Origin of the sequence: Pseudomonas sp. WS 5051 (assembly GCF_012985715.1) — a bacterium.
In the GTDB taxonomy this organism is placed as follows: Bacteria; Pseudomonadota; Gammaproteobacteria; order Pseudomonadales; family Pseudomonadaceae; genus Aquipseudomonas; species Aquipseudomonas bubulae.
Map to the genome: position 1 here is coordinate 1 of NZ_JAAQWV010000018.1, position 17,592 is coordinate 17,592.

Sequence of the window (17,592 nt, forward strand, 5' to 3'; positions counted from 1 at the left end):
GCTGTTCCTTGTCGACAACGGCCTTGAGCAGCTTGGCCACGGCCAGCGAGGTCAGGTCTTCGGCGGACTCGACCAGAATGGCGCGATCAGCACCCAGCGCCAGCGCGGTACGCAGCTGTTCCTGAGCAGTGGTCGGGCCGATGGAGACGACGACGATTTCAGTCGCAACGCCTTTCTCTTTCAGGCGCACGGCTTCTTCCACGGCGATTTCGCAGAAGGGGTTCATCGACATCTTGACGTTGGCGAGGTCAACGCCGGAGTTGTCCGCTTTGACGCGCACTTTAACGTTGTAATCGACCACTCGTTTGACAGCTACAAGAACCTTCATGGATTCCTCGTTACTCTCCGGTGAAAAGAAAGTCGCCTAGGCGAACCTGGCGGTTGATGCTCGTCAGCACAAGGGCACCTCCAAAGATCGTTGCCTTATTAATAGACGGGTACCAGCGACTGCCCCTGCGACCGTCTGTCCGATGTGACTAACAAGTCATCCACCAAAAGGACGTGTAAACTCCGCTGCAAAAATGGCAGGCTCCCACTGGCTCATGCCTGTGCCCTGTCTTTAGAGGTGCTCTTGAAACCAACAATCAGCCTACGGCGAGCGCAAAACCGACCGTATCTTGACCGGAACACCATTTGCGGTCAATACAGCAAATGGGCCAGTTTTAAGCCGCGCGTCTTTGATTTGTCTGGGTTGCAGTGAATTCAAACAAACGTTTGTATTGGACCCTGCCAGTGGTGTAGATATAATGCCCGACCTCATAGAGAGAGCGGCGCCTCATCCATTGCGTCCTTGGCCTGCGTCGAGGGAATAATGGATGAAACGCCAAACCTCCAATTAGAAAAATACCGTTGAGCCTTGAGTAGGAGAGAACCTGTGGAACGCGAATACATGGAATTCGACGTGGTCATCGTCGGCGCCGGCCCTGCCGGTTTGTCCGCCGCCTGCCGCCTGAAGCAGAAGGCCGCCGAAGCCGGTAAAGAAATCAGCGTCTGCGTGGTTGAAAAAGGCTCCGAAGTCGGTGCTCATATCCTGTCCGGTGCGGTCTTTGAACCTCGCGCCCTGAACGAGTTGTTCCCGGACTGGAAAGAGCTCGGCGCTCCGCTCAACACTCCCGTTACCCGCGACGATATTTATGTACTGCGCAGCGACAGCACCGCGACCAAGGTGCCAGACCTGTTTGTGCCGAAAACCATGCACAACGAAGGCAACTACATCATCTCCCTGGGCAACCTGTGCCGCTGGCTGGCACAGCAGGCCGAAAACCTGGGTGTAGAAATCTACCCGGGCTTCGCTGCTCAAGAAGTGCTATTCGACGAAAACAATGTGGTTCGCGGGATCATCACCGGCGACCTGGGCGTTGACCGCGAAGGCAACCCCAAGGAAGGCCTGTACACCCCGGGCATGGAACTGCGTGGCAAGTACACCCTGTTCGCCGAAGGCTGCCGCGGTCACCTGGGCAAGCAACTGATCGAACGCTTCAAGCTCGACAGCGACGCAGATGCCCAACACTACGGTATCGGCCTGAAAGAAATCTGGGAAATCGACCCGGCCAAACACCAGCCAGGCCTGGTGGTGCACACTGCAGGCTGGCCGCTGGACATTATCAGCAGCGAAAACACCGGCGGTTCTTTCCTGTATCACCTGGAAAACAACCAGGTAGTAGTTGGCCTGATCGTTGATCTGTCCTACAGCAACACCTTCCTGTCGCCATTCGACGAATTCCAGCGCCTCAAGCATCACCCGGTGCTCAAGCAGTACCTGGAAGGCGGCAAACGTATCAGCTATGGCGCTCGCGCCATCTGCAAAGGCGGCCTGAACTCGCTGCCGAAAATGATCTTCAACGGCGGCGCATTGATCGGTTGCGATCTGGGCACCCTGAACTTCTCCAAGATCAAAGGCAGCCACACCGCGATGAAGTCCGGCATGCTCGCAGCTGAGGCCGTGGCTGACTCGTTGCTCGCCGACTCCGAAGGCGGTGATGCACTGAACACCTACGTTGAGGCCTTCAAGGCCAGCTGGCTGTTCGACGAACTGTTCGCCAGCCGCAACTTCGGTCCGGCACTGCACAAGTTCGGCCCTATCGTGGGCGGTGGTTTCAACTGGCTTGATCAGAACATCTTCGGCGGCAAACTGCCGTTCACCCTGCACGACACCAAGCCTGACTACGCCTGCCTCAAACAGGCCAAGGACTGCAAAAAGATCGACTACCCGAAGCCGGACGGCAAACTCAGCTTCGACAAGCTCAGCTCGGTATTCATCTCCAGCACCAACCACGAAGAAGAGCAGCCTTGCCACCTCAAGCTGCGCGACGCGAGCATCCCGATCAGCGTCAACCTGCCGCTCTACGACGAGCCTGCTCAGCGTTATTGCCCGGCGGGTGTGTACGAAGTGATCACCCAGGAAAGCGGCGAGAAGCGCTTCCAGATCAACTCGCAAAACTGCGTGCACTGCAAAACCTGTGACATCAAGGACCCGTCACAGAACATCACCTGGGTAACCCCGGAAGGTGGCGGCGGGCCGACTTACCCGAACATGTAAGTCTAAAAAAGGCTCCTTCGGGGGCCTTTTTTATTGCCCCCGGATTTGTGGGAGCGGGCTTGCTCGCGATGGGATCGCCCAGGTTTGCCTGACAGACTGCGCTGTGCGCATCGCGAGCAAGCCCGCTCCCACACCACGCCCGTCACACCGGCTGGCTAGCACCCCACCCCTTCATGACCGGGGCTGCGTTCGAAGTAGCGCTTGTACTCGCGACTGAACTGCGACGTACTCTGATAGCCCACCCGCTCCGCCACCTGCGCCACCCCCAGCCCCTCACTCAATAGCAACTGCTGCGCCCGCAACAGCCGCAACCGCTTGAGATACTGCACCGGCGACAACAAGGTGCTGCGCTTGAAATGCTCATGAAAGGTCGACGCGCTCATATTCGCGCAACGGGCCAATGTCTCGACATTCAGCGGCTGTGCGAAGTGTTCATGCAAGTAGCTCAATGACGCCGCCACCCGGGCAAACTGCCCTTGCTGCTCAACCAAAGCCCGCAACACACCCGCCTGCGGCCCCCGCAAGGCCGCGAACAGCACCTCGCGCAACCTCGCCTGCCCCATGATCCGGCACTCCAGAGGGTCGTGCAGGCAACGCAACAGGCGCTCGACCGCCTGGCGCATATCGTCATCCAGCACCGCCGAGGTCATCGACTCCGGAGTTTGGGCAACTGCACTGCGGTCAGGGGCCAGGCCCATGGCCAGTACCAACTCGCCCAGTACCGCTCGGTCGATGCTGATAGCAACACCCAGCAATGGCATTTCTTCCGAAGCGAAGGTTTCACACTCAAAAGGCACCGCCAGCGCCTGCACCAGATAATGTCCGGCACCGTATTCCAGGGTGCGCTGGCCCAGATAGGCCAACTTACTGCCTTGAGCAATCACCATTAGGCTAGGCTCATAAATCTGCGGCATTCGGGCTACTACCCGGCAGGCAGAAACCACCCGGACTTCGGGCAACAAGGTCGACACAAAACCGGTTTGTGTCGCCAGCGGTTCGATCAGAGACACCAGAGCGGCGTTCTCGTCACGGTGACGGGTCAAAAGCATGGAGAAAGGTTCGCAGGAGGAATAGACAGCCGCATCTTCGCAGAATTGGTCAATAAAATGGCAGCCACCCCGTCAATCCGGAGTATTAGGCATGACAGGCGGAGGAATCGTCATAGTCCTGAAAGGCATGTAAGCGCAAAATTGCGCCCTGTTCACAGTCAACGTTTCGCGAGGTTCTCATGTCCACTGTTACTTATAACGCTATCGGTTATGCCGCCCAGAATGCCAAGGCCCCACTGGCGCCCATGCCGTTCAACCGTCGCGCACCGCGACCGGACGACGTCTCGATCGAAGTGCTGTATTGCGGTGTCTGTCACTCCGACATCCACCAGGCGCGCAATGACTGGGGCTTCGCGACTTACCCGCTGATGCCGGGCCATGAAATCATCGGCAAAGTCACCGCCGTTGGCGACAAAGTTACCAAACACAAGGTCGGCGATCTGGTCGGCGTGGGCTGCATGGTAGATTCGTGCCGCACCTGCTCGGCCTGCCAGGAAGACCTGGAGCAATACTGCCTGGAAGGCATGACCCAAACCTACGCCAGCCCGGACCGCATCGACGGCACGCTGACCATGGGCGGTTACTCGGACAAGATGGTTGTCAGCGAACACTTCGTACTGAGCATTCCGAAAAATCTCGACCCGGCCAGCGCCGCACCCCTGCTGTGCGCCGGCATCACCACCTACTCGCCTCTGGTTCACTACGGCGTGGAAGCGGGCGACAAGGTCGGTATTCTGGGTATGGGCGGCCTGGGCCACATGGGCATCAAGTTCGCCAAGGCTCTGGGCGCTGAAGTGACCCTGTTCACCCGCTCCGAAGCCAAGGCTGAAGAAGCGCGTCGCCAGGGCGCCGACCATGTGATCGTGTCCACCGATGCCGAGCAGATGAAAGCCGCTGCCGGGCACTTCGACTTCCTGCTGGACACCATTCCGGTGCCGCACGACCTGAACCCGTACCTCGAAACCCTGACCTTTGACGGCGTACACATTCTGGTGGGCCTGATCGAGCCGGTCGAGCCGGCACTGAACGCCTTCAACCTGGTGTTCAAGCGGCGCGTACTGGCCGGCTCGCTGATCGGCGGCATTGCCGAAACTCAGGAAATGCTCGATTTCAGCGCCGAACACGGGATTACCTGCGATATCGAAATGCTCGACATCAAAAACATCAACGAAGCCTTTGAGCGCGTGGTGAAAGGCGATGTGAAATACCGCTTTGTGATCGATATGAAAACACTGAAGGCCTAAATGCGTCTTTGTGGGAGCGGGTTTCCCGCTCCCACAATCACTGGGCCTAGGGCTCAAGCCCTATCGGGAAAAACTCGCCAGCGCTCCACACGCCCAGCCAGTTTTGCCCATCGATTTCAGCAACCACCGCCAGTTCTATCAACTGATAGAACACATTGCGGTGGATCAGCGCTTCAAGGTTACGCCGTACATGCAGGTAAGGCGCAGGCTCCTGGGTCTCGGGGTTAATGACGAAGCGCAGCGGGTGCTCGCTGCCAGCGCTGACCGACTCATCGACATTGGTGGTAAAGCGCAGCACTTGCTGCTCCCCCACCCCTTCCACGTCCAGAGCGACCGCTACAAAAGGCGCGTCATCCACTTTGATGCCGACCTTTTCGACCGGTGTGATCAAAAAATATTCATCACCATCGCGACGAATGATGGTCGAGAATAATTTGACCATTGGCTTGCGACCGATCGGCGTACCCATGTAATACCAGGTGCCATCACGGGCGATACGCATATCGATGTCCCCGCAAAAGGCGGTATCCCACAAATGAACGGGCGGCAGCCCCTTGTCGGCCCTGAGGATTTGCGCCAGCAAATTGCTGACGTCTACCGGCTCGCTCATGGTGCTCTCCTCGACTTATTGATCGCTCAAGCCTATCAAGCTGCGGGCGTACTTGGCGAGCGGCGGGCCGATCAGGTCGGCGGGCTTGTTGTCATGGAACGTCAGCAAACCGCCACGGCTGCGAATGGTGGCAGTGTCAATCAAGTACTGAGTGCTGGTTTCGATCAGCATCACCTGAATCACCCCACTGTCGATGCCCAGGCGGCTGATTTCTTCCTGATCGAGCCATTCGTCGCTGTTGCCGATGCGGTCATCGGCCCGGGCAAAGCGGGTGTACAACAGGTAGTGGGCGCCAAAATTACGCGCTTCGGTCATGGCCTGATCGAGCCCCACCGGCTCCTTGGCCCGGCGCACCATGGGGAAGTATTCGACAAAACCGTTGAAAGCTTCTTCGGCAACGATATTGGGCCGCACATACGGATCGCCGATCGGTGCAAAAGGCCCCTGGGCGATATAAATAAAGGAATCAGGCTGAATGCGCAGCGAATTGCTGCGACGTGTATTGCTGTGATCGAGCAAACCGGCGTCGCTCATTTGATAGCGCGCGCCCTCGCCCAGATCACTGACGCTCATGCAGCCGCCCAGCGCCAAAAAAGCCAGCAACACAATCAGACCACGCATCCCGCTCTCCCGAAAGCCGATGACAAAAAACCGGCGAATAGCCCCGAGATGCAGATTACGCGCCAACACCCTCCTCCCCTGTGGGAACGGGCTTGCCCGCTTTGGCATCAACTCGGTGTATCAGCAAGACCGGGTTGCCAGCATCGCAGGCAAGCCCGCTCCCACTCAGATTGTTAGCCGCCGATGATTTTCATCACCGTAGCGCCGCCCGAGAAAGCCACGTCCTGTTTGTCGCCCAGGGCTTTCATCAATAAACCTTGCAGCGCTGGCAATGCCTCGTGGCGCGGCTTGTTCAGCAGATCACCCACATAGTGGCGATTGCTCGATGACAGGCAACCATGCAGCCACCCCGTGGACGACAACCGCAACCGCGAGCAGGTCCGGCAAAACGGCACGCTTTCGTTGGCAATCACGCCGAAATACCCGTGCCCGGGAATCTGGTAACGCACCGCCGTGGCGTCGATGGGCGCATCAGCCTGCTGGTATTCATGATGCTCGCCAATCAGCGCCAACAACTGCTGCAGGCTGACGAACTGCTGCAGGAAAGCATTGCCATCACTGGCCAGGTGCCCCATGCGCATAAGCTCGATAAAACGCAGCTCGTAACCACGCTCAAGGCAGTACTCCAGCAGCGGTATGACCTGATCCAGGTTCTGCCCGCGCAGCGGCACCATATTGACCTTGATTTTGATCCCGGCCTCACGCGCCTGTTGCATGCCATCGAGCACCGTTGCCAGGTCTCCGCCCCGGGCAATGCGGCGGAATGCTTCTGGGTCAAGGGTATCGAGGGAGACGTTGATGCGAGCGATGCCCGCGTCCAGCAGCAACGGCAGTTTGCGCGCAAGCAATTGGCCATTTGTAGTCAGGCTGATATCACCCAGGCCGAGCCGGCCGACATCACGCATAAAGGTGTCGAGCTTGGGGCTGATCAGCGGCTCACCGCCGGTGATGCGCAAGCGCTCGATGCCTGCAGCTTCGATCAGATAGGCCACGCCGCGCACCATGGCTTCGGCCGACAGCTCATCCTGTGCCGCCACCAGCCGTTTACCGTTGGGTACACAGTAAGTGCAGGCGTAGTTGCAGGCTGAAGTCAGGCTGATCCGCAAATTGCGAAAACGTCTGCCTTGGCGATCAACGATCATGAATGACTCCGGCGCGGGGGAAATGGGTCGCTGCAAAACCTGACTCATAAATCAGGTTTTGGCAAGACCCAAGCCTGAGTATAAGCCTCAAGGCCATAAGCCATGAAGGCAAATACAGGCTGTGGTTACTCGACTGCCGGGGTGTCGGTGTCACGCTTGCGCTTGTTGCCCATGCGCACGCCGATGTCCATCAGGAACTGGAAAAAGCCCTCCTGATCTTCCAGCACATTGCTCCAGAACGGCGAGTGATACAGCGCCACCGCACCATGCACCAGGGCCCAGGCCGCGCAATAATGGAAGTAAGGCGGCACGTCTTCGAGCTTGCCTTCGCTGATGCGGCCCTTGATCAGCAGGGTCAGGCGCTCAAAGTTGGAAGCGCGGATCTTGTGCAGCTCTTCGACCAGTTCAGGCACCTGATTGCCCTTGACCACCTTCTCTTCAAGGCGATCAAACAATCGGTAGCGCTGCGGGTCGCGCATGCGGAACTCAAAGTAGGCACGGGACAGCGCCTCCTTGTCTTTATCCACATCGGCGGAATGCAGCAGCTCGTTCAAATCGCGCTCGTAATCGAGCATCAGGCGCAGGTAGATTTCGGCCTTGGACTTGAAGTGCTTGTAGATCGTGCCTTTGCCGATACCCACGGCATCAGCGATCATCTCGACGGTGACACTGTCTTCACCCAGGTCGAGGAACAGCTTGAGCGCGGTATCGAGAATTTCTTGCTCACGGCGACGAAACTCACGGACCTTACGGGGTTCTTTGTGCATAAGAAAAGGTCTGTTCGGGTCAAAATCGAAGCGGAGTATTATGCATTAGTCACGCTAAATTGCACGGATCATCCTGCATATCGATGGGTTCAAACGATTTACCCACGATTAGATGAGCACTCAAGCGAAGCTGGGGTATTCCAAATCTGTTTAAAAAACGATCAGCTACGGCTGGACGTTCGACAAAGCTGACCAATACTTATCATGTCGGCGTGACATCCCCCCCAAAGTGCTGCGCCGATATTGGCCGCAATGGAATGTGTGCCTTTGTTTTACTCCTAATGGTCTTAACCCGGATTCCCCAGAGCCCGGGTTTTTTTTGCCTGCTGTTCAGTTAAACGCCAAACCTGTAGGAACGGGCTTGCTCGCGACACAGGCAACTCGGTTTAGCAGACACACCGCAGCGATCCCATCGCGAGCAAGCCCGCCCCCTCAAAGCCACGCAATCATCTGACCCGTGCCAGCGGGAACAGGCGCTTGAAGTTTTCGGTGGTTTGCTCTGCAAAGCGTTCGTAGGACTCACCGCGCAACATCGCCAAAAACTCAGCCACTTCACGCACGTATTGCGGCAGGTTTGGCTTGCCACGATGGGGGATCGGGGCGAGGTAAGGCGAGTCGGTCTCCACCAGCAGCCGGTCGGCAGGCACCTGACGGGCCACATCGCGCAGGGCATCAGCATTGCGAAAGGTCACAATCCCCGACAGCGAGATGTAGTAACCCATGTCCAGCGCCGCCTTGGCCATATCCCAGTCTTCGGTAAAGCAATGCAGCACACCGGCCTGCGGCAACGCTGCCTCACGCAACATGGCCAGGGTATCGGCGCGGGCACCGCGGGTGTGGATCACCACCGGCTTGCCGGTCTGTTGTGCCGCCTCCAGGTGAACCCTGAACGACAGTTGCTGCAAATCGGCTGCTTCAGGCTCGTAGTGGTAGTCCAGGCCAGTTTCACCAATGGCCACCACCCGTGGGTGATTCAATTCGTCCAACAGCCAGTCCAGAGCCGGTGCGGCACCGGGTTGTACGTCCAGCGGATGGACGCCCACCGAGCAGTCCACATCGGCATAGCGCTCAGTCAGGGCTTTGACATCGGCCGCGTTGTCGGCGCTTACGCCAATGCATAGAAAATGCCCGACACCACGTTGGCGCGCAGCCTCAAGGGCGGCATCCAGCGAGCCGTCATGGGCGCTCAGATCAAGACGATCGAGATGGCAATGGGAGTCAACCAGCATACAAAAAATTACCTGTTTATCAATTCAGTCAGATCAGCGCTGGCCGGGCAGGCCTGCCCACTGCACCAGCAACGCTTCAAGCAACAGATCACGGTTGAGGTTGGCCTTGCTCAAGACCTTCTGGCGCTGGGCAAGAATCCAGTCCTGAATAGTCAGGACTTTGTCCTGCGCAGTCTTCTGCGCCAGGTACTGCAGCACTTTGCGCATGTCCTCCAGCCCGAGACCGTCCTCGTCCTGAGTCAGTTGATAGCGCAGGATCAGGTTCGACCAGTCGCAAAACCAGTCAAACAGCAACAGCAGCGGGATGGCTTTCCAGCTTTCAGCCAACTGACTGGCCGACAACTCGCGCTTGAGCAGTTTTTTAACCCCCTCAACCACCGCCGCACGCTGCTCGCGCACACCCTGGGCCTGCAGCTTGACGGCCACCAGGGGGGAACCGGCTGCCAGAGTCAGTAATTCGACCCGCTCGGCCTCAGGGATATCGGGCAGCGCATGGGCCAGCCATTCAAGGCTCAGCGCTTCACTTGGCAACGGGCAGGCCTGCTGCACACAGCGGCTGCGAATGGTCGGCAGCAACCGGCTGGACTGATGACTGACCAACAGCAAGACAGTGTTGCCCGAGGGCTCTTCAAGGCTTTTGAGCAAGGCGTTGGCGGCGTTGATGTTCATCGCCTCCACCGGCTCGACCAGCACCACCTTGCGCCCGCCCAACTGGGCGGTCTGCACCACAAAACTGACCAGATCACGCACCTGGTCAACCTTGATCGCCTTGTCAGCCTCTTCAGGCTCAAGAATGTAGTTGTCGGGGTGACTGCCCGCCGCCAGCAACGAACAGGACTTGCACGTACCGCAAGCCTCAAGCCCGACCGGCTGTTTGCACAGCAGGCTGGCCATCAGCCGCTCGGCCAGCGCCCGCTTACCGATGCCCGCCGGGCCGTGCAGCAGGTAGGCATGAGCGTGCTGCGCGCGCCCGGCCATCTGCTGCCACAGGCCGTCTTGCCACGGATAAGCCTCAGCCACGGTGCATGCCCAGCAATTGCGGCAACAGGGCGTCGAGCTGGCCCTGCACCTGCTCCAGGGTTTGTGCGGCATCGATCAGGCGGTAGCGCCCGGGCTCAAGCCTGGCACGTTCAAGGTAGGTACTGCGCACGGCGTCAAAGAAGGTGCGGCCTTCCTGCTCAAAGCGGTCGAGGCGACCGCGGGCACTGGCACGGGCCATGCCGACTTCGATGGGCAGATCGAACACCAGGGTCAGATCCGGGCGCAGAGCCCCCTGAACAAAGGTCTCCAGGGTTGCGATGCGCTCACGGGGCAAGCCCCGGCCACCGCCCTGATAGGCATAGGTGGCGTCGGTAAAGCGATCACACAGCACTACTGCACCACGGGCCAGCGCCGGGCGAATGACTTCGGCCAGATGCTGGGCGCGGGCAGCGAACACCAGTAACAGCTCGGTATCGGCACACATAGCGTCGTCGCTGGGCGTGAGCAGCAGCTCGCGGATGCGCTCGGCCAGCGGCGTGCCGCCAGGTTCGCGGGTCAGCACCACGTCGATGCCTGCGGCGCGCAAACGCTCTGCCAGGTACTCGCGATTGGTACTTTTGCCCGCGCCTTCGGGGCCTTCCAAGGTAATAAACAAGCCAGTCACAAGCGGCAATCCTTAATCAGTGTCTTTCGGACTTTGCGGCTCGACCGGGGCGCTTGCCGGTTCAGCAGCGGGGGTCGGCGCAGGGCTCGAACGATAATCGGCCCGACGTTTGATCTGGAATTCACGCACAGCAGAGTTGTGCGCATCCAGGTCATCGGAAAACGTGTGGCTGCCATCGCCCTTGGCCACAAAGTACAGGCTGGTGCCATCCGCCGGGTGCAGTGCGGCATAAATGGCCTCACGCCCGACCATGGCAATCGGTGTCGGCGGCAGACCGGGAATAGTGTAGGTGTTGTACGGCGTAGGCTCGCGCAAATGGGCGCGGGTCAGTTTGCCGTTGTATCGCTCACCCAGACCGTAGATCACCGTAGGATCGGTTTGCAGTGGCATGCCGATTTTCATCCGACGCACAAATACTCCGGCAATTTGCCCACGCTCTTGTGGCACGCCGGTTTCTTTTTCCACCAGGGAAGCCATGATCAGCGCCTGGTATGGCGTTGTATAGGGTACGCCCGGGTCACGCTGTTCCCATTCCTGGGCCAGCACTTTATCCAGACGGTCGTAGGCCTTTTCCAGCAACTGGGCATCGGTCATCCCACGCACAAAACGGTAGGTATCAGGGAAAAACCGCCCTTCCGGGAATACCCCTTCGTGCCCGAGTTTGGCCATGACTTCGCTGTCGCTCAGGCCGTCGAGGGTCTGTTCGATTTTTTCGTGTTTGGCCAGGGCGCTACGCACCTGGCGAAAGTTCCAGCCTTCAACCAGGGTCAGGCTGTATTGCACCACCTCACCACGCTGCCACACACCGATCAACTCCTGGGCGGTCATGCCCGGAGTCATGCGATATTCGCCGCTGTGCAAAGGCTGGCCTTCAAGGTTAAAGCGCCAGTAAAGACGCAGCCAGAATGCGTCTTGCAGGGTACCGTCAGCTTCCAGTCGATTGAACGTGCCAGTCGGCGTGGCGCCGGCCGGGACATCGAGCAATTGCTCTTGCGTCAGGTTCAGCGGCTGGTCGAGCGCCGAGTTGAGCTTCCAGGCACTGACGCCCAGCAGCAAGCCCGCCAGCACCAGACCTGTCTCCAGCAGCACCAAGATTTTACGTTTCACGAATCAGACATCCAGTAAGGTGCGAGCAATACCTTGCAGTTTACGGGTCAGCGGCCCCACCGGCCAGCTAAGGTCTGCAAAAGCGCGCACCGGCCAAATGCCATATACGCTGTTGCAGAGAAAGAGTTCATCGGCCTGTTGCAACTGCGCAAGGCTGATATCGGTAACATGGCAAGGGATGCCCAGGCGCCCGGCCTCGGCCAGCAGTGCAGCCCGCATCACGCCAGCCACACCGCAGCGGCGCAGGTCGGCAGTCAGCAAAACGCCGTCACGCACAATAAACAGATTGCTGAACACACCTTCAATCACCCGCCCCGAGGTATCGCGCATCAAGCCCTCGGCACAGGCCGGGTCTTGCCATTCGGAGCGCGCAATGACCTGTTCGAGTCGATTGAGGTGTTTGAGCCCGGCCAATAGCGGTTGCTCGGCCAGACGGGTGGCACAGTCGAACAGCCGGACACCCTGCAGCGCGTGCGCTTCAGGCCAGGCAGCCGCCGGGCTGGCTTGCAGAATTCTTCGAGGCATGGCCCCGGGGGATATACCATAACCGCGCTGGCTGTCGCCGCGGGTCAGGATGAGCTTGAGGACGCCCTCGCCCATCGCGCGGGCGTAAGCCAGCAATTCGCTGCGGATCAGTGCTTGATCCGCAACAATCGCCAGCCGGGAACACCCTTGCGCCAGGCGCTGCAGGTGCAGCTCCAGCAGCAACGGCGTGCCAGCCTTGACGGCGATGGTCTCGAACAGTCCATCGCCATAGGCCAGCCCACGGTCTTTAAGCGACGCCAGGGCGCTCGCCGGTTGACCGTCGACCCAGCTTTGCATTACTCGGCGTACCGGCGGAACACCAGCGAGCCGTTGGTGCCACCAAAACCGAACGAGTTGGACAGCACCACATCGATCGGCATTTCGCGCGGCGTGTGCGGCACGAAATCCAGGTCGCAGCCTTCATCAGGCTCGTCGAGGTTGATGGTCGGCGGCGCAATCTGGCTGTTGATGGCCAGTACGCTGAAAATCGCCTCGACTGCACCGGCGGCACCCAACAGGTGACCGGTCATGGACTTGGTCGAACTCACGGCCAGGTTGTAGGCGTGATCGCCGAACACCGACTTGATCGCCGAAACTTCTGCCAGGTCACCGGCAGGCGTCGAGGTGCCGTGGGCGTTGATGTACTGCACCTGATCAGGGTTGACCCGGGCATCACGCAAGGCATTGGTGATGCAGCGTGCCGCACCCGCACCGTCAGCCGGAGGCGAGGTCATGTGGAAAGCGTCACCGCTCATACCAAAACCGATCAGCTCGGCGTAGATGGTCGCGCCACGCGCCTTGGCATGCTCGAGCTCTTCGAGCACCAGCGCGCCGGCACCGTCGGACAGCACAAAACCGTCACGGCCCTTGTCCCACGGACGGCTGGCCCGGGTCGGGTCGTCGTTGCGGGTCGACAGCGCACGGGAAGCACCAAAGCCGCCCATGCCCAGACCGCAAGCAGCCATTTCTGCGCCACCTGCAATCATCACATCGGCTTCGCCGTAGGCAATGTTGCGCGCCGCCATGCCAATACAGTGCGTACCGGTGGTACAGGCTGTGGCGATGGCGTAGTTAGGCCCCTGTGTACCCAGGTGGATAGACAGAAAGCCGGAAATCATGTTGATGATCGAGCCCGGCACAAAAAACGGAGAAATCCGTCGCGGGCCTTGCTCGTGCAGGGTACGGCTGGTTTCTTCGATATTGGTCAGACCGCCAATACCCGAACCCATTGCCACACCGATGCGCTCACGATTGGCGTCGGTAACTTCCAGGCCGGAATTGCGCACAGCCTGAAACCCGGCTGCCAGACCGTATTGAATAAACAGGTCAAGTTTTCGGGCTTCTTTGACGGAGAGGTAGTCCTCAACGTTAAAGCCCTGTACCGAGCCGCCAAAACGGGTGGAATAGGCAGAAAGATCCGTGTGTTCGATCAGACCAATGCCACTACGGCCTGCCAGAATGCCTTGCCAGGTGCTCGGAACATCCGCACCCAGTGGCGACAACATCCCCATACCGGTGACTACGACGCGTCTACGCGACACAGCACTCTCCTTTATTCTATTGACGACACTTTGCATCACACCTAAAGAAAAAACCGCACGCCAGAGCGGCAGTGCGGTTTTTCCATGACAGCGAGCAACGATTACAAACTATTACGCCTGGTGGCTAGTAACGTAGTCGATTGCTGCTTGTACAGTAGTGATCTTTTCAGCTTCTTCGTCAGGAATCTCAGTCTCGAATTCCTCTTCCAGAGCCATCACAAGCTCAACGGTGTCAAGGGAGTCGGCACCCAGGTCTTCAACGAAGGAAGCGGCATTGGTCACTTCTTCTTCTTTAACGCCCAGTTGCTCGGCAACGATTTTCTTGACGCGCTCTTCGATGGTGCTCATACCTTGTTTTCACTCCTAATGGACAAATTCAGGCAGCTGGCCAGTGGGCAAGTGTATCGAAAGCCTTTTCGGTTTTTCAACTGAAAGCTTTGCACTCACCCCGCAACAACCGGCCACCTATAAAAAGATTGCAGCTTTATAACGGATTTTAGACAGCTCGTATGACATTTTTTTGAAGCAATCCGTCACATTTAACTCATGTACATCCCGCCGTTGACCGGAATTGTAGCCCCGGTCACGTAGGCTGCACCGTCGGATGCCAGGAAAGCGACCACGTTTGCGATCTCTTGAGCCTGGCCCAGACGGCCCAGCGGAATCTGCGTCTGCAAGGCTTCGCGCTGTGCTTCTGGCAGCTCACGGGTCATATCGGTGTCGATAAAACCTGGAGCGACCGAGTTGACAGTGATCGAGCGAGAGCCCACTTCACGTGCCAGAGCACGACCGAAACCTTCAAGGCCTGCCTTGGCGGCGGCGTAGTTTACTTGGCCAGCGTTGCCCATGGCACCCACAACAGAGCCAATATTGATAATTCGTCCCCAACGGGCCTTGGTCATGCCGCGCAAAACACCTTTGGACAGGCGATACAGACTGTTCAGGTTGGTGTCGATGACATCATGCCATTCGTCATCTTTCATGCGCATCATCAGGTTATCACGGGTGATACCGGCATTATTGACCAGGATCGCCGGCGCGCCGAACTGCTCCTGAATGCTCGCCAGTACCGCAGCAACCGATTCATTGCTGGTCACGTTGAGTTCCATGCCAGTGCCCTGAACACCGTTTTCTTTCAGGGTGGCAGCGATGCGCTCGGCACCGGAAGCGGAAGTCGCCGTGCCAATGACAATGGCGCCCTGACGACCCAACTCCAACGCGATAGCCTGGCCAATGCCACGGCTTGCGCCTGTTACCAGTGCAACTTTACCTTGCAAGCTCATGCAGGCTTCTCCTGATTCAGACCAGAGCCAAGCGCGCAGCGGCGAAGGCATCCGGGGTATTCAAATTGTGAGTGGTAACGCCTTCGGCACAGCGCTTGCTGATGCCCACCAGGACCTTGCCCGGACCGCATTCGACCAGGTCAACCGGACCATTGGCCGCCAGGGCCTGAACCGATTCAACCCAGCGCACAGGCTTGTACAGCTGCTCAAGCAAATCGCGCTTGAGGGTTGGCAAATCGGCTGCCACCGCGGCGCTGACATTCTGCACCAGGGCAATGGCCGGCATTTTCCAGTCGATCGCTTCAATGGACTCGGCAAAACGCTCGGCAGCTGGACGCATCAGTTCGCAGTGCGACGGTACGCTTACCGGCAACGGCAAGGCACGCTTGGCGCCCTTGGCCTTGCACAGTTCCATGGCGCGCTCGACAGCGGCCTTGGCCCCGGCAATCACGACCTGACCCGGCGAGTTGAAGTTGACCGCGCTGACCACTTCGCCTTGCGCAGCTTCAGCACAGGCAGCCAGTACATCGGCATCTTCCAGACCCAGGATCGCCGCCATGGCGCCCTGCCCGGCCGGTACGGCCTCTTGCATCAACTGACCACGACGCTCGACCAGCTTGACCGCCTCGGCCAGGGTCAGGCATTCGGCGGCCACCAGCGCGCTGTACTCGCCCAGGCTGTGGCCGGCAACGAAGTCAGGACGCTTGCCACCTTCAGCCAGCCACAGACGCCAAAGGGCAATCGAGGCCGCAAGGATGGCAGGCTGGGTGATATCAGTCTGGTTCAGCTTCTCGGCAGGACCTTCCTGGGTCAGCGCCCACAGGTCGTAACCCAGGGCGTCAGACGCTTCTTTAAATGTTTCCAGGACCAGCGGATGTGCCGCGCCCAGCTCGGCCAACATGCCGAGGGACTGCGAACCCTGCCCTGGAAAGACGAATGCGAGGGATGTAGACATGTAACAAGCCCCTAATGATCTTGTCGTCGGAGAATTGACGTCCTGCCGTGGCGGACGCAAGAAACTGACAGTTGGATGGCTGATTGGACCGGGCGGTCACATTTAAGCGCCCGACCGCTAAAACGCCTACGGCAACAACCCTTCAAGGCGCCCATACAAACGCTTTGGCAGGTCTTCATGGATTTCAATCAGCGCACGTTCAATTGCACTTTGAAAGCCCTGAGCACCTGCCGAACCGTGACTCTTGACCACAATGCCCTGCAAGCCGAGAAAGCTCGCACCATTATGCCGCGCCGGCGCCAGATCCGCCTGCAAGCGCCGCATCAACGGCAATGCCAGCACGCCCACGAAGCGACTGAACAGGTTGCGCCTGAACACCGCCTCAAGCCGGCTCGAAATCATCGTTGCCAGGCCTTCGCTGGACTTGAGCATGATGTTGCCGACAAACCCGTCACACACCACCACATCAGCTTCGCCCCGATACACCCCGTCGCCTTCGACAAAACCGATGTAATGCAACCCCGGCGCCGCCTGCAACAATGCCGCCGCCTCCTTGACCTGCTGATTGCCCTTGACGTCCTCGGTACCGATATTGAGCAAGGCGACCCGCGGACGAGGCACACCAAGCGCCTGCGCCGCCACCGAGCCCATCACCGCAAACTGGAACAACTGACTGGCCGTGCAATCGACATTTGCCCCCAGATCCAGCAACTGACAGTAGCCGGTCTGGGTCGGAACTGCCGCCACCATCGCTGGACGGTCGATGCCCGGCAAGGTCTTGAGCACATGCCGGGACAAGGCCATCAGCGCCCCCGTGTTACCGGAACTGACACAAGCTTGCACCTTGCCATCACGGAGCAACTCCAGAGCAACGCGCATGGACGAGTCCGGCTTGCTGCGCAGGGCATGGGAAGGCCGCTCATTCATGGCAATGACTTCTGAAGCCGGGACAATAGACAGGCGCGAGCGATCCACAGCCGAATGGCCAGCGATCAGGGATTCAAGTAGGGAAGGTTGACCAACGAGGGTCAGATGCAGCGAGGGAGTAGCAGACAGGCAGGCAATACAGGCCTGAACAATGCTGCGGGGACCGAAGTCCCCGCCCATTGCGTCGATCGCGATGACCTGAGCGGACAAGTGATTACTCGTCAGCGCCCTTGTCGATCACTTTACGACCACGGTATACGCCTTCTGGCGATACGTGGTGACGCAGGTGAATTTCACCGGTGGTTTTTTCTACAGACAGAGTGCTAGCCGAAAGAGCATCGTGCGAACGACGCATGTCACGGGCAGAGCGGGATTTTTTGTTCTGCTGAACAGCCATAATTGATTAAC

Annotated in this window: 18 protein-coding genes and 1 pseudogene; 2 read left to right on the forward strand and 17 right to left on the reverse strand. The window is 58.9% G+C overall.

Translation table 11 applies throughout. From position 1 onward, the window contains the following. A pseudogene (locus tag HBN79_RS20755) lies at positions 1-328 on the reverse strand (alanine racemase); the annotation flags it as partial. A 546-nt stretch (positions 329-874) separates the two neighbouring features. Here HBN79_RS20755 and HBN79_RS20760 point away from each other — a divergent pair. Further along, positions 875-2,539 carry an electron transfer flavoprotein-ubiquinone oxidoreductase gene (locus HBN79_RS20760; protein WP_095019830.1) on the forward strand — a complete coding sequence of 555 codons (1,665 nt, stop codon included), beginning with the start codon at positions 875-877 and terminating at the stop codon, positions 2,537-2,539. A gap of 155 nt (positions 2,540-2,694) precedes the next feature. Here HBN79_RS20760 and HBN79_RS20765 read toward each other — a convergent pair whose 3' ends face one another. Then, on the reverse strand, positions 2,695-3,588 hold the full coding sequence (locus HBN79_RS20765; protein ID WP_095003166.1) for an AraC family transcriptional regulator: 894 nt from the start codon (positions 3,586-3,588) through the stop codon (positions 2,695-2,697). 179 nt (positions 3,589-3,767) lie between these two features. On the opposite strand from HBN79_RS20765, the gene HBN79_RS20770 reads away from it, so the two are divergent. Continuing rightward, positions 3,768-4,832 (forward strand): NAD(P)-dependent alcohol dehydrogenase, encoded by a 1,065-nt coding sequence (locus tag HBN79_RS20770; RefSeq protein WP_095003165.1) that lies wholly within the window; start codon positions 3,768-3,770, stop codon positions 4,830-4,832. 46 nt (positions 4,833-4,878) lie between these two features. Here HBN79_RS20770 and HBN79_RS20775 read toward each other — a convergent pair whose 3' ends face one another. The 15 genes from HBN79_RS20775 to rpmF all read right to left on the reverse strand — a co-directional run bounded on the left by HBN79_RS20775 (position 4,879) and on the right by rpmF (position 17,581). Next, positions 4,879-5,442 carry a DUF1285 domain-containing protein gene (locus HBN79_RS20775; RefSeq protein WP_169917133.1) on the reverse strand — a complete coding sequence of 188 codons (564 nt, stop codon included), beginning with the start codon at positions 5,440-5,442 and terminating at the stop codon, positions 4,879-4,881. A gap of 15 nt (positions 5,443-5,457) precedes the next feature. Then, the gene (locus HBN79_RS20780) at positions 5,458-6,063 is read right to left on the reverse strand and encodes a DUF4823 domain-containing protein (protein ID WP_095019647.1); all 606 of its coding nucleotides are present in this window, start codon (positions 6,061-6,063) and stop codon (positions 5,458-5,460) included. A 173-nt stretch (positions 6,064-6,236) separates the two neighbouring features. Beyond that, positions 6,237-7,205 carry a radical SAM protein gene (locus HBN79_RS20785; RefSeq protein ID WP_169917134.1) on the reverse strand — a complete coding sequence of 323 codons (969 nt, stop codon included), beginning with the start codon at positions 7,203-7,205 and terminating at the stop codon, positions 6,237-6,239. 125 nt (positions 7,206-7,330) lie between these two features. Then, on the reverse strand, positions 7,331-7,972 hold the full coding sequence (locus HBN79_RS20790; protein WP_019827947.1) for a TetR/AcrR family transcriptional regulator: 642 nt from the start codon (positions 7,970-7,972) through the stop codon (positions 7,331-7,333). A 446-nt stretch (positions 7,973-8,418) separates the two neighbouring features. Continuing rightward, positions 8,419-9,201, reverse strand: a complete 783-nt coding sequence (locus HBN79_RS20795; RefSeq protein ID WP_169917135.1) for a TatD family hydrolase — start codon at positions 9,199-9,201, stop codon at positions 8,419-8,421. A 33-nt stretch (positions 9,202-9,234) separates the two neighbouring features. Beyond that, entirely contained in the window at positions 9,235-10,221 is a 987-nt protein-coding gene (locus HBN79_RS20800) for a DNA polymerase III subunit delta' (RefSeq protein WP_095019644.1), read from the reverse strand. Continuing rightward, positions 10,214-10,846 carry a dTMP kinase gene (tmk, locus tag HBN79_RS20805; protein WP_095003159.1) on the reverse strand — a complete coding sequence of 211 codons (633 nt, stop codon included), beginning with the start codon at positions 10,844-10,846 and terminating at the stop codon, positions 10,214-10,216. The genes HBN79_RS20800 and tmk overlap by 8 nt, the downstream gene beginning before the upstream one ends. A gap of 12 nt (positions 10,847-10,858) precedes the next feature. Beyond that, positions 10,859-11,953, reverse strand: a complete 1,095-nt coding sequence (gene mltG, locus HBN79_RS20810) for an endolytic transglycosylase MltG (protein WP_095019643.1) — start codon at positions 11,951-11,953, stop codon at positions 10,859-10,861. A gap of 3 nt (positions 11,954-11,956) precedes the next feature. Then, on the reverse strand, positions 11,957-12,775 hold the full coding sequence (gene pabC / locus HBN79_RS20815; protein WP_169917136.1) for an aminodeoxychorismate lyase: 819 nt from the start codon (positions 12,773-12,775) through the stop codon (positions 11,957-11,959). Then, the gene (gene fabF, locus HBN79_RS20820) at positions 12,775-14,019 is read right to left on the reverse strand and encodes a beta-ketoacyl-ACP synthase II (RefSeq protein WP_029611296.1); all 1,245 of its coding nucleotides are present in this window, start codon (positions 14,017-14,019) and stop codon (positions 12,775-12,777) included. Before fabF ends, pabC begins: the two co-directional genes overlap by 1 nt. Positions 14,020-14,130: 111 nt before the next feature. Then, positions 14,131-14,367, reverse strand: a complete 237-nt coding sequence (acpP, locus tag HBN79_RS20825; RefSeq protein ID WP_016779952.1) for an acyl carrier protein — start codon at positions 14,365-14,367, stop codon at positions 14,131-14,133. 191 nt (positions 14,368-14,558) lie between these two features. Further along, entirely contained in the window at positions 14,559-15,302 is a 744-nt protein-coding gene (gene fabG, locus HBN79_RS20830) for a 3-oxoacyl-ACP reductase FabG (protein WP_016779951.1), read from the reverse strand. 16 nt (positions 15,303-15,318) lie between these two features. Further along, positions 15,319-16,257, reverse strand: a complete 939-nt coding sequence (fabD, locus tag HBN79_RS20835) for an ACP S-malonyltransferase (protein ID WP_095003156.1) — start codon at positions 16,255-16,257, stop codon at positions 15,319-15,321. 126 nt (positions 16,258-16,383) lie between these two features. Then, the gene (gene plsX / locus HBN79_RS20840; RefSeq protein WP_095003155.1) at positions 16,384-17,394 is read right to left on the reverse strand and encodes a phosphate acyltransferase PlsX; all 1,011 of its coding nucleotides are present in this window, start codon (positions 17,392-17,394) and stop codon (positions 16,384-16,386) included. Between the two features lie 4 nt (positions 17,395-17,398). Continuing rightward, positions 17,399-17,581: a 50S ribosomal protein L32 gene (rpmF, locus tag HBN79_RS20845; protein ID WP_003442519.1), complete on the reverse strand. Its 183-nt coding sequence runs from the start codon at positions 17,579-17,581 to the stop codon at positions 17,399-17,401. Between the last annotated feature and the right edge of the window lie 11 nt (positions 17,582-17,592).

Bases quoted from the DNA above. Each gene is read 5' to 3' on its own strand.
- acpP (WP_016779952.1), bottom strand. From the start codon at position 14,367: ATGAGCACCATCGAAGAGCGCGTCAAGAAAATCGTTGCCGAGCAACTG.
- HBN79_RS20780 (WP_095019647.1), bottom strand. From the start codon at position 6,063: ATGCGTGGTCTGATTGTGTTGCTGGCTTTTTTGGCGCTGGGCGGCTGC.
- fabD (WP_095003156.1), bottom strand. From the start codon at position 16,257: ATGTCTACATCCCTCGCATTCGTCTTTCCAGGGCAGGGTTCGCAGTCC.
- HBN79_RS20765 (WP_095003166.1), bottom strand. From the start codon at position 3,588: ATGCTTTTGACCCGTCACCGTGACGAGAACGCCGCTCTGGTGTCTCTG.
- HBN79_RS20775 (WP_169917133.1), bottom strand. From the start codon at position 5,442: ATGAGCGAGCCGGTAGACGTCAGCAATTTGCTGGCGCAAATCCTCAGG.
- rpmF (WP_003442519.1), bottom strand. From the start codon at position 17,581: ATGGCTGTTCAGCAGAACAAAAAATCCCGCTCTGCCCGTGACATGCGT.
- pabC (WP_169917136.1), bottom strand. From the start codon at position 12,775: ATGCAAAGCTGGGTCGACGGTCAACCGGCGAGCGCCCTGGCGTCGCTT.
- HBN79_RS20790 (WP_019827947.1), bottom strand. From the start codon at position 7,972: ATGCACAAAGAACCCCGTAAGGTCCGTGAGTTTCGTCGCCGTGAGCAA.
- HBN79_RS20785 (WP_169917134.1), bottom strand. From the start codon at position 7,205: ATGATCGTTGATCGCCAAGGCAGACGTTTTCGCAATTTGCGGATCAGC.
- HBN79_RS20770 (WP_095003165.1), top strand. From the start codon at position 3,768: ATGTCCACTGTTACTTATAACGCTATCGGTTATGCCGCCCAGAATGCC.
- HBN79_RS20795 (WP_169917135.1), bottom strand. From the start codon at position 9,201: ATGCTGGTTGACTCCCATTGCCATCTCGATCGTCTTGATCTGAGCGCC.
- fabG (WP_016779951.1), bottom strand. From the start codon at position 15,302: ATGAGCTTGCAAGGTAAAGTTGCACTGGTAACAGGCGCAAGCCGTGGC.